At 58.7% G+C, this 10,915-nt stretch carries 12 protein-coding genes and 1 tRNA gene; 9 read left to right on the top strand and 4 right to left on the bottom strand.

The genetic code is table 11. The features are described from left to right. The first annotated feature begins 15 nt into the window (after nt 1-15). Nucleotides 16-693: an RNA pyrophosphohydrolase gene (locus tag AC07X4_RS01845; protein ID WP_056060325.1), complete on the top strand. Its 678-nt coding sequence runs from the start codon at nt 16-18 to the stop codon at nt 691-693. A gap of 106 nt (nt 694-799) precedes the next feature. Here AC07X4_RS01845 and proB read toward each other — a convergent pair whose 3' ends face one another. The 4 genes from proB to rplU all read right to left on the bottom strand — a co-directional run bounded on the left by proB (nt 800) and on the right by rplU (nt 3,857). Further along, nucleotides 800-1,942 (bottom strand): glutamate 5-kinase, encoded by a 1,143-nt coding sequence (gene proB / locus AC07X4_RS01840; protein WP_056060322.1) that lies wholly within the window; start codon nt 1,940-1,942, stop codon nt 800-802. Nucleotides 1,943-2,032: 90 nt separating this feature from the next. Next, the gene (cgtA, locus tag AC07X4_RS01835) at nt 2,033-3,103 is read right to left on the bottom strand and encodes an Obg family GTPase CgtA (RefSeq protein WP_056747278.1); all 1,071 of its coding nucleotides are present in this window, start codon (nt 3,101-3,103) and stop codon (nt 2,033-2,035) included. Between the two features lie 169 nt (nt 3,104-3,272). After that, nucleotides 3,273-3,530, bottom strand: a complete 258-nt coding sequence (gene rpmA / locus AC07X4_RS01830) for a 50S ribosomal protein L27 (protein WP_005794180.1) — start codon at nt 3,528-3,530, stop codon at nt 3,273-3,275. A gap of 15 nt (nt 3,531-3,545) precedes the next feature. After that, nucleotides 3,546-3,857, bottom strand: coding sequence for a 50S ribosomal protein L21 (gene rplU, locus AC07X4_RS01825; protein ID WP_005794184.1), 312 nt, complete (start codon nt 3,855-3,857; stop codon nt 3,546-3,548). A 235-nt stretch (nt 3,858-4,092) separates the two neighbouring features. On the opposite strand from rplU, the gene AC07X4_RS01820 reads away from it, so the two are divergent. From AC07X4_RS01820 to AC07X4_RS01785, 8 genes are all read left to right on the top strand, one after another. Continuing rightward, nucleotides 4,093-5,022, top strand: coding sequence for a polyprenyl synthetase family protein (locus AC07X4_RS01820; protein ID WP_494739040.1), 930 nt, complete (start codon nt 4,093-4,095; stop codon nt 5,020-5,022). Nucleotides 5,023-5,061: 39 nt separating this feature from the next. Then, nucleotides 5,062-5,138: transfer RNA gene (locus AC07X4_RS01815), tRNA-Pro, on the top strand. 135 nt (nt 5,139-5,273) lie between these two features. Then, the gene (gene pilB, locus AC07X4_RS01810) at nt 5,274-7,013 is read left to right on the top strand and encodes a type IV-A pilus assembly ATPase PilB (RefSeq protein ID WP_056060313.1); all 1,740 of its coding nucleotides are present in this window, start codon (nt 5,274-5,276) and stop codon (nt 7,011-7,013) included. A gap of 20 nt (nt 7,014-7,033) precedes the next feature. Beyond that, nucleotides 7,034-8,254 (top strand): type II secretion system F family protein, encoded by a 1,221-nt coding sequence (locus AC07X4_RS01805; RefSeq protein ID WP_494739039.1) that lies wholly within the window; start codon nt 7,034-7,036, stop codon nt 8,252-8,254. Next, on the top strand, nt 8,254-9,126 hold the full coding sequence (locus AC07X4_RS01800; RefSeq protein ID WP_494739038.1) for a prepilin peptidase: 873 nt from the start codon (nt 8,254-8,256) through the stop codon (nt 9,124-9,126). The genes AC07X4_RS01805 and AC07X4_RS01800 overlap by 1 nt, the downstream gene beginning before the upstream one ends. A gap of 9 nt (nt 9,127-9,135) precedes the next feature. Next, nucleotides 9,136-9,756, top strand: coding sequence for a dephospho-CoA kinase (gene coaE / locus AC07X4_RS01795; protein WP_056747273.1), 621 nt, complete (start codon nt 9,136-9,138; stop codon nt 9,754-9,756). 85 nt (nt 9,757-9,841) lie between these two features. Further along, the gene (gene zapD, locus AC07X4_RS01790) at nt 9,842-10,597 is read left to right on the top strand and encodes a cell division protein ZapD (protein ID WP_056060302.1); all 756 of its coding nucleotides are present in this window, start codon (nt 9,842-9,844) and stop codon (nt 10,595-10,597) included. 89 nt (nt 10,598-10,686) lie between these two features. Continuing rightward, the gene (locus AC07X4_RS01785; RefSeq protein ID WP_082522383.1) at nt 10,687-10,905 is read left to right on the top strand and encodes a DNA gyrase inhibitor YacG; all 219 of its coding nucleotides are present in this window, start codon (nt 10,687-10,689) and stop codon (nt 10,903-10,905) included. Nucleotides 10,906-10,915 lie beyond the last annotated feature (10 nt).

Here is a 10,915-nt window from a genome sequence, read left to right as displayed (position 1 = left end):
ATTTGGGGTTTGATTATGCTTGACCGGGACGGCTTTCGGCCGAACGTCGGCATCATCCTGCTCAACCAGAAAAACCAGGTGTTTTGGGGCAAGCGCATACGCACCCACAGCTGGCAGTTCCCGCAGGGTGGCATTGACCGGGGTGAGACCCCCGAGCAAGCCATGTTCCGCGAGCTGCATGAGGAGGTGGGATTATTGCCCAACCACGTTCGCGTGGTGGCCCGCACCCGGGACTGGTTGCGCTATGAGGTGCCTGACCGGTACATCCGCCGCGATGCGCGCGGCCACTACAAGGGCCAGAAGCAGATCTGGTACCTATTGCAATTGATGGGGCACGACTGGGATCTGAACCTGCGCGCGACCAATCACCCGGAGTTTGACGCTTGGCGGTGGAACGACTACTGGGTTCCACTGGATGTGGTGGTCGAGTTCAAACGCGGTGTCTATGAGATGGCGCTCACTGAACTGGCCCGCTATCTGCCGCGACACGAGCAGCGCAACCGCTATTTGCGCAGCGGTTTACGCACCCGCGAGGGCGAACATGCGGGCGTCGCCAACATGTTCCGCACGGGCTCCATGCTGGTCAACCCTGGCATGGAGCTCCCTCCAGGCGCCAGTTTTGATCCCGATCCTCAAAACAGCATGCCGGGAGAACTCGACGGCATGCCATCGGTATCAGACACACCGCGCTGACCCTGGCATCGCACCATGAAAAACGCCTGCATCTGCAGGCGTTTTGTTTTGATGGGCGAATCCGCTCAGTCCTGAATCGACAAGGATTGATGCGCGCAGTCAGTCCCTATGCGCCCTGCGCCAACACGAGATTGTCGCGGTGCACCATTTCTGGCTCAGCCATGTAGCCCAGCAGTTTCTCAAACTCCGTCGACGGCTTGCGGCACAGAAGGCGGGCTTCCGCCGCTGCATAGTTGGCCAAGCCGCGTGCAATCTCTGCCCCAGACCCGTCGCGCACGGCAATCACGTCGCCGCGCGAAAAGTCCCCCTCCACTGCCGTCATGCCGATGGGCAGCAGGCTTTTGCCTTCGTCGCGCACCTTGGCCGCAGCCCCAGCGTCCACCACCACGGAGCCACGCAGTTGCAAATGGTCCGCCATCCACTGCTTGCGGGCCTGCTTTTTCTGTGTCTGGGCAACCAGCAAAGTACCCAACGCCTCACCACTCACCAAACGGACCAATACGTCGGATTCGCGCCCCCAGGCGATCACGGTCGATGCCCCAGAGCCTGCAGCGCGCTTGGCCGCCAGAATCTTGGTGATCATGCCGCCTTTGCCAATGCTGGAGCCTGCACCGCCCGCCATCGCTTCCAGAGCAAGATCACCCGCTTTGGCCTCATGCACAAACTGCGCAGACGGATCACGGCGTGGGTCGGCGGTGTAGAGCCCCTTCTGGTCTGTGAGGATGATCAGGGCGTCGGCTTCCACAAGGTTGGCCACCAGCGCACCCAGCGTGTCGTTGTCGCCAAACTTAATCTCGTCATTGACCACCGTGTCGTTTTCGTTGATCACCGGCACCACGCCCAAACGCAGCAGCGTGAGCAAGGTGGAGCGCGCATTGAGATAGCGCTCACGGTCCGCCAGATCGGCATGGGTAAGCAGTACCTGCGCGCTGCCCATCCCCTGCTCGCGCAGCTTGGTTTCGTACATCTGCGCCAGCCCCATCTGCCCCACCGCTGCGGCAGCCTGCAGTTCGTGGATTTCCTGGGGTCTTGTGGTCCAGCCCAGGCGCTTCATGCCTTCGGCAATGGCACCGCTGGACACCATCACCACCTCGCGTGGGGCACCCCCTACGCCACGCACCAGCGCGGCCAGTTGGCGACTCCACTCACCGATGGCGGTTTCATCCAGTCCACGCCCTTCGTTGGTCACAAGGCTGGAGCCCACCTTCACCACGATGCGGCGGGCATCTCTCAATACGCTGGAAACCATTTTGATGTCTTTGATGCCGATAGCGCTACTGCTTCATGCCTGAGTAGCTATTAAAAACGTAGCAATTCCTATCCTCTGAGCGCCGACGCGTCAGGCTGGCGCATCGCCGGCGAAACGGGGATCCACCTCCACCGGCTCGTTCTCCGTGCGCTGCTCGGACTGCACATGGCGGAAGATGGCGTGAATCAGTGGCTCACAGCCCTCACGCGTGAGGGCCGAGATCTCAAACACCGGCCCCTTCCATTTGAAGCGCTTCACAAAATCCTTCACGCGCGCCTCACGCTCATCAGCGGGAACCATGTCCAGCTTGTTCAGCACCAGCCAACGCGGCTTGTTGTAAAGCTGCTGGTCGTATTTCTTGAGCTCGTTCACGATGGCCTTGGCCTGAGCCACCGGGTCCACAGCATCGTCAAACGGCGCCAAGTCCACGATGTGCAGCAGCAAACGCGTGCGTTGCAGATGGCGCAGGAACTGGTGGCCCAAGCCAGCGCCCTCGGAAGCTCCCTCGATCAGACCGGGGATGTCGGCTACAACAAAGCTCTGCTCAGGCCCCACCCGCACGACGCCTAGGTTGGGGTGCAGCGTGGTGAACGGGTAATCCGCAATCTTTGGTCGCGCATTGGACACGGCCGTGATGAAGGTGGACTTGCCGGCATTCGGCATACCCAGCAGGCCCACGTCGGCCAGCACCTTCAGCTCCAGCTTCAGATTCTTCTTCTCGCCCGGCCAGCCCGGTGTTTTTTGACGCGGGGCCCGGTTGATAGCGCTCTTGAAACGCATGTTGCCAAAGCCGCCATCACCGCCTTTGGCGATGGTGATGACCTCGCCCGGGGTCAGCAGCTCATACAGAACTTCACCCGTCTCGGCGTCGGTGATGATGGTCCCGACCGGCATCTTGAGTGTGATGTCCGTGCCCGCTGCGCCGAACATATCGGAGCCCATGCCATGCTCACCGCGTTTGGCCTCGTGACGGCGCGAGTAGCGATAGTCCACCAGGGTATTCAGGTTGGGATCGGCCACAGCAAACACATGCCCCCCGCGCCCACCGTCACCACCATTGGGACCGCCGAACTCCTTGTATTTTTCGTGCCGGAACGACACGCAGCCATTGCCACCATCACCTGCGGCAATGTCAATAAAGGCTTCGTCGACGAACTTCATGGGGTATCCAGTTTACAAAAGAGGCCGTGCTGTCGGCTGCTGCCAATTGTGGCGGAACAGCAGGGGCCATTCCAGGCGCCACAGACCAAAGGCGCACCAGCGACGCGTGCAGACCAAACAACAAAGCCCCGGCAAGGCGGGGCTTCGATGGTTGCCGGAGGAGCAATCCTCAGGCGGGAGTCACATTGACCGTGGACTTGGACAATGCACCCTTGGTACCGAACGACACGTGGCCGTCCACCAGGGCAAACAAGGTGTGATCCTTGCCAACGCCGACATTGGTGCCGGGGTGGAAACGTGTGCCACGCTGGCGCACGATGATCGAACCAGCGCTGATCAGTTCACCACCGAAGGCCTTGACACCCAGCATCTTTGGCTTGGAGTCACGCCCGTTTCGCGTAGAGCCGCCGCCTTTTTTCTGTGCCATGACTAGCTCCTTCGATTAAGCAGCAATCGCACCGATTTGCAGCTCAGTGAACTGCTGGCGATGGCCTTGGCGTTTTTGATAGTGCTTGCGACGGCGCATCTTGAAGATGTGCACTTTGTCGTGCTTGCCGTGGGCCACGACAGTGGCTTTCACTGTTGCGCCGGACACCAGGGGCGTACCAACCTTCAGTTCAGCGCCGTTGCCGACAGCCAGAACTTGGTCGATCACAATTTCCTGGCCTACGTCCGCAGCAATCTGTTCTACTTTAATTTTTTCGCCGGAAGCAACGCGATACTGCTTGCCGCCGGTTTTTATGACCGCGTACATGTTGACCTCTTGATATGAGTTCTGCAGACGAATTTCTACAGAGCCGACGAGTATAGCGCATCTGGCATCACCTCGCCAGCCTCACGCGCATCAGTCAATTCGGCGTGACCAACACGCCACCGCACTCGTCAGGCATGTAGCGGGCCTTCCTATAATTCGGGCACTTTCTGTGACCACCATCTTGACTGACCATACCGCCCCTGCAGCTTCCCCCCTCACGCTCGTTGCACAAGACATGCACGAGGTCGACAAGGTCATCGGTCAGCGCCTGACATCGAGTGTCCCCCTGGTGGCCCAGATCTCGCAATACATCATTGCAGCTGGCGGCAAGCGTCTGCGCCCCGCTCTTCTGCTGATGGTGTGCGGAGCCTTGGGCTACCGTGGCACACATCGACACAGCCTGGCGGCAGTGGTCGAGTTGATTCACACCGCAACACTGCTGCATGACGATGTGGTGGATGCATCCACCCTGCGCCGTGGCCGCCCCACAGCCAACGAAACCTTTGGCAACCCTGCCAGCGTTCTGGTGGGCGACTTTCTGCACACTCGGTCATTCCAGATGATGGTCGAGGCTGGAAGCATGCGCATCATGGAAATCCTCTCCGAGGCCACGAACGTGATTGCGGAAGGCGAAGTGCTCCAGTTGATGAACATGCACGACGCCTCACTGGATGAAGCGGGCTATCTGCGTGTCATCCGCTCCAAAACAGCCAAACTTTTTGAAGCCAGCGCCCGCCTCGGCGCCATCTTGGCCAACAGCCCCCCCGATGTGGAAGAGGCATGCGCAACTTACGGGCAGGCTCTGGGTACAGCATTCCAGATCATTGACGATGTGCTGGACTACGACGGCGACACTGCCGAGATGGGCAAAAATCTGGGTGACGACTTGAGAGAAGGCAAATCCACCCTCCCCCTGATCGCCGCCATGGAACGAGGCACCCCCAGCCAGGCGGAAATCGTTCGCCAAGCCATCGAACAAGGTTCGACCGAACGATTAGAAGAAGTCGTGAGCATCGTCCGCTCGACAGGCGCCCTGGACGTTACCCGCGCCGCAGCCTTCGCTGAAGCGCACCGCGCCATGGCTGCCGCCCGACTATTACCCGCAAATGCCTATTCGAAGGGTTTGCTAGACTTGGCAGCCCAATTGCTGGGGCGGCGAAATTGAAAGAGGCACTAGATCATTCGCGAGTGCTTTTACAAGCTGCGGGGTGTAGCTTAGCCTGGTAGAGCGCTACGTTCGGGACGTAGAGGCCGGAGGTTCGAATCCTCTCACCCCGACCATATATCGCAGTATGGTCGCCTACCAAAATCCCACCCGTTTGTGGCGCCGTTGCCAATATGCGCCGCTGTACAGCCCATGGTTGATCGGTGATGATAGGATGGTTTCTTTTCCACACCTAACACATTCTCGGTTACATGGCCGCTGTTGATACTGCCCTCAAAGAAGCCTCTGCAGTAGCCCTGCCCGGGCTCGGCCGCGCCCTGATGTCTGCGGGCAAGCTGACCCAAAAGTCAGCAGAAGACATTTACAAAAAATCACAAATAAGCCGAACCAGTTTCATTGCTGAGCTGACGGGCTCTGGAGCTGTTTCTGCAGCGGATCTGGCGCACACGGTATCTGCGGTTTTCGGTGCACCCCTGCTCGACTTGGACGCCATTGATCCTTTGCGCCTGCCGAAGGAGCTCTTGGATAACAAGATATGCCAAGCATATCGCGTGGTGGTCCTGAGCAAGCGCAACAACCGGCTGATCGTCGCAACAGCCGACCCGACTGACCAAGAAGCTGCAGAGAAAATCAAATTCACCACCCAAATGGGTGTGGATTGGATTATTGCGGAATATGACAAACTCAGCCGGCTCGTAGAAGCCACCACCAAATCCGCAAGCGAATCCATGGATACGCTAATCAGCGGAGGAGGTGACTTCGCTTTCGATGACGTCTCCATTGAAGATGCGCCTGAAGAAGCGGATACAGGAACAACGGAAGTTGAAGATGCGCCGATCGTCAAGTTCCTGCACAAAATGCTGCTCGACGCCTTCAATATGCGCGCCTCCGATTTGCATTTTGAGCCTTACGAACACCAATACCGAGTCCGTTTCCGCATTGACGGAGAACTCCGCGAAATAGCCTCTCCACCGATCGCGATCAAGGACAAGCTCGCGTCCCGCATCAAGGTGATTTCACGCCTAGATATTTCCGAGAAGCGTGTGCCTCAGGACGGTCGCATGAAGCTCAAGGTGGGGCCGGATCGCGTGATCGATTTTCGGGTAAGCACTTTGCCCACCCTGTTTGGCGAGAAAATCGTGATCCGTATTTTGGATCCGAGCAGCGCCAAGCTTGGGATCGATGCACTTGGCTATGAACCCGTGGAGAAGGAACGATTGCTCCAGGCGATTGGTCGTCCTTACGGAATGATTCTGGTCACAGGCCCTACGGGCTCTGGCAAGACGGTATCTTTATACACCTGTCTGAATCTGCTGAACAAGCCGGGGGTCAATATCGCAACCGCCGAAGACCCTTCTGAAATCAATTTGCCTGGCGTCAATCAGGTGAACGTGAATGAAAAAGCCGGTATGACCTTTGCTGTGGCACTGAAGTCGTTTCTGCGCCAGGATCCCGACATCATCATGGTGGGTGAAATCCGGGATCTGGAAACTGCAGATATTTCCATCAAGGCGGCGCAGACAGGTCACCTTGTGCTTTCCACGCTGCACACGAACGACGCGCCCACGACGCTCACGCGGATGCGCAACATGGGTATAGCGCCATTCAACATCGCTTCCAGCGTGATTTTGATCACTGCGCAACGTTTGGCGCGTCGATTGTGCCCCGTATGCAAGGTTCCCGCAGATATACCCCATGAGACTTTGGTGGAGGCGGGATACGAGGAACATGACATTGACGGCTCCTGGGTGACCTATCGTCCCGTAGGATGCTCGGCCTGCAATAACGGCTACAAGGGCCGACTCGGCATCTATCAAGTAATGCCTATTTCCGAGGAGATCCAGCGCATCATTTTGCGCGACGGGAGTGCACTGGAGATTGCAGAGCAGGCACGCGCCGAGGGTGTTCGTTCGCTGCGCGAATCCGGGCTCTACAAAGCCAAATTGGGCCTGACTTCCCTTGAGGAAGTTCTGGCCGTCACCAACGAATAGCATCCACGGACGAGGGCACCATGGCGACCGCAGCATCAACCAAAGATATCAAGGATTTTGTCTTCGAGTGGGAGGGCAAGGACCGCAACGGAAAGATCGTTCGTGGCGAAATCCGCGCGGTCGGAGAAAACCAAGTGCAGGCGACTTTGCGTCGCCAAGGGGTTTTCCCCACCAAAATCAAGAAGCGCCGCATGCGTTCGGGCAAAAAAATCAAGCCCAAGGACATTGCGCTGTTTACCCGCCAGCTGGCAACCATGATGAAGGCTGGCGTACCTCTGCTGCAGTCCTTCGACATTGTGGGTCGAGGCAATACCAATGCCAGCGTCACCAAGCTGCTCAATGACATCCGGTCCGATATCGAGACAGGGACATCACTCAACGGGGCTTTCAGAAAGTACCCGATGTACTTTGACAGTCTCTACTGCAACTTGGTAGAGGCGGGCGAGGCTGCGGGTATTTTGGAAGCCCTGCTGGATCGGCTGGCTACGTACATGGAGAAAACCGAGGCGATCAAATCGAAGATCAAGTCGGCACTCATGTACCCCATTTCCGTGGTGATTGTGGCTTTCGTGGTGGTGACCGTCATCATGATTTTCGTCATTCCAGCGTTTAAAGAGGTCTTCACTTCGTTTGGAGCCGACCTCCCCGCCGCCACCTTGTTTGTGATGGCGATCAGCGAGGTATTTGTCAAATGGTGGTGGCTGATTTTCGGTGTCATCGGAGGGGGCTTCTACTTTTTCATGCAGGCATGGCGCCGCAGTGAAAAGATACAGATGTTCATGGATCGGCTTCTATTGCGGCTTCCTGTGTTTGGTGCCTTGATCGATAAGTCCTGCGTTGCGCGCTGGACTAGGACGTTGTCCACCATGTTCGCCGCGGGCGTGCCGCTGGTGGAGGCGCTTGACTCGGTGGGTGGGGCCGCTGGTAACTCGGTGTACTCTTTGGCCACAGATAAGATCCAGCAGGAGGTTTCCACGGGTACCAGCCTCACCGCCGCAATGGGCAACGCTAACGTTTTCCCCTCCATGGTGCTTCAGATGTGCGCGATTGGCGAAGAATCCGGCTCTATCGACCACATGCTTGGCAAGGCTGCCGACTTCTATGAAGCTGAGGTGGATGACATGGTGGCTGGCCTGTCCAGCCTGATGGAGCCCATCATCATCGTGTTTCTGGGTACGCTCATCGGCGGTATCGTGGTATCTATGTACCTTCCCATCTTCAAGCTCGGTCAGGTCGTGTAATGGCGCTGGAAGCATGGTTGGATGCCGCTATCGGTGGCGTGATTGGTTTGCTTTTCGGCAGTTTTCTGAATGTGGTGATTTATCGCCTTCCCAAAATGATGGAGAGGCAATGGGCGGCAGAGCTGGCGCAAGTCGAGGTATCCAACCAGGGCAAAGAGCTACCCGAGGACACGCAGCCCACCTTCAACCTCATGACACCTCGCTCCCGCTGCCCGGCTTGCGGGCATGTGGTGCGGTGGCATGAAAACATTCCTGTCTTAAGTTATCTGTTGTTGCGCGGACGTTGCTCGTCCTGCAAAACACGCATCAGCCCCCGCTACCCGATGGTCGAACTGGCAACGGGAGCGCTGTTCTTTTTTTGTATCCACCGCTGGGGCGCGACGCCTGCGGGGTTGGCATGGTGCGGCTTTTCGGCGGCCCTGATTGCTCTGGCGTTCATTGACTGGGACACCACGCTTTTGCCCGATGACATCACCTTGCCTTTGCTCTGGGCAGGGTTGCTGGCGTCCGCCCTGCAATGGACGAACGTACCGTTGTTTGCTTCCGTCATGGGCGCTGCGGCAGGATACCTGTCGCTCTGGCTGGTCTACTGGGGCTTCAAGTTGGCGACAGGCAAAGAAGGCATGGGCTACGGCGACTTCAAGCTGTTTGCAGCATTGGGCGCATGGTTTGGCTGGCAGGCGCTGGTGCCGATCATTTTGATGTCTTCAGTGATTGGCGCCATCATTGGGATTGCAATGAAAGTTTTCAGCAGCTTGCGTGAGGGTGGCTACATTCCGTTCGGCCCCTTCCTAGTGGGTGCAGGGCTCACCGCGATGGTGTTCGGCCCCAACGCCATTTTGGGTACAGTGCTCGGTCTTCTGGGGCTCTGACGAACTCTCATGGCAACCCACCGACAGCCCTTGCGCCTGGGTCTGACCGGCGGCATCGGTAGCGGCAAGAGCACCGTAGGCCAGATGATGGCGTCCTTGGGTGCAAGCCTCATCGACGCCGACCAGATCTCCAGGGAGGTGACTGGGCCGGGCGGTGCGGCCATGCCTGCCATTCGAACTACCTTTGGTGAAGCATATGTTGATGCATCGGGTGCGCTGGATCGTGCGCGCATGAGGCAACTGGCCTTCAGCCAACCGCAGGCGCGCAGCCAGCTGGAGGCCATCGTGCACCCCTTGGTGGCCTTGCAAAGCCAGCAAAGGATTCAACAAGCCCTACAGTCTGGCTGCCGATGGATCGTGCACGACATCCCGCTGCTGACGGAGTCCGGGCGGTGGGCGCGCCAACTCGACGCCGTGGTCGTGGTGGACTGCACAGAGCAGACCCAGATCGCGCGAGTCATGCAGCGCAGCGGTCTGTCTGCCGAAGCCGTGCAAGGCATCATTGCCTCACAAGCTACGCGCCCAGCGCGCAGGGCGGTGGCCGATGTGGTGATTGCCAACGAAGCACATTGCTCACTGGAGCAGTTACAGGCTGAGGTGGGGCAAGTGGCCACACTGTTCGGGCTATGATGCGTACGAAACCGTTTGTGCTTTCACCCCATGCCGTGCGCCACCGGCGTCAGAATACTGCCTGAGCCTCCAGGAACCCGCCAGCGTGATCCTTTACGAATACCCCTTTAACGAGCGTCTCAGAACCTATCTGCGGCTGGAGCAGCTGTTCCGCCGCTTGGGGGAGTTGATCCCCCGGCCTCACGCGCTGGATCACCATTTCGCCCTGGTGACGATTTTCGAGATCATGGATGTGGCCGCCCGGGCCGATCTGAAGTCGGATGTGCTCAAGGACATCGAAAAGCACAAGCACCAGCTCGACACGTACCGAGGCAACCCCTCCATTTCTGAAGCAGCACTGGACGCGGTGATCAGCCAGCTGGACCGGTGCTTCGTGGCACTCAACACCCAAAGCGGCAAGTCGGGCCATGCACTGACGGAAAACGACTGGCTGATGAGCATTCGTAGCCGCATCGGCATTCCGGGCGGGACCTGTGGCTTTGACCTGCCAGCCTATTACGCGTGGCAACACCATCCCCCGGCGGTGCGTCAGCAGGCTCTGGAAGAATGGGCCTCCACGCTGGCGCCCCTCGCTGAGTCGATCTATGTGCTGCTCAAGCTGCTGCGCGATTCAGGCGTACCCCAAAAGGTAGCGGCCGAACGAGGTCAGTTTCAGCAGAATCTGCCCCAGGGCCGCACCTTCCAGCTGCTGCGGCTTCGCATCGACCCAGCGCTGAACCTGATCCCGGAAATCAGTGGCAACCGTCTGATTGTCTCGGTGCGGCTCATGCGGCTGGAAGGCGATGGACGCCTGCACGCCTGCAACGAAGATGCGGCGTTTGAACTGACCCTGTGCGCGTAGGCCTTAGCCAGCCCTAGCCCAGAGACTGAATCGCGCCAAAGCCCGCTAAAGATCGGGCGGGCCGACTTGAGCAAGAGGATCACCCCAGGATGCCCCACTCACCAGCCCCTTCCTCGCAGGCGCGCATCGTCACCTGCCCCAGCTGCGGCGGAGATAGCGTGTACAGCGCCGCGAATGTGTACCGTCCGTTTTGCAGCGAGCGCTGCAAGCAGATAGACCTAGGCGCATGGGCCAGCGAAAGCTTTCGCATGCCCACCGAAGCGCCTCCAGACGACGCCCCCCATGGCGACCCGCGCCAGCAGCATTGACCAAGGTCAT

Source organism: Acidovorax sp. GW460-11-11-14-LB4, from assembly GCF_059423685.1.
This window is presented reverse-complemented; position numbering and strand designations above follow the sequence as displayed.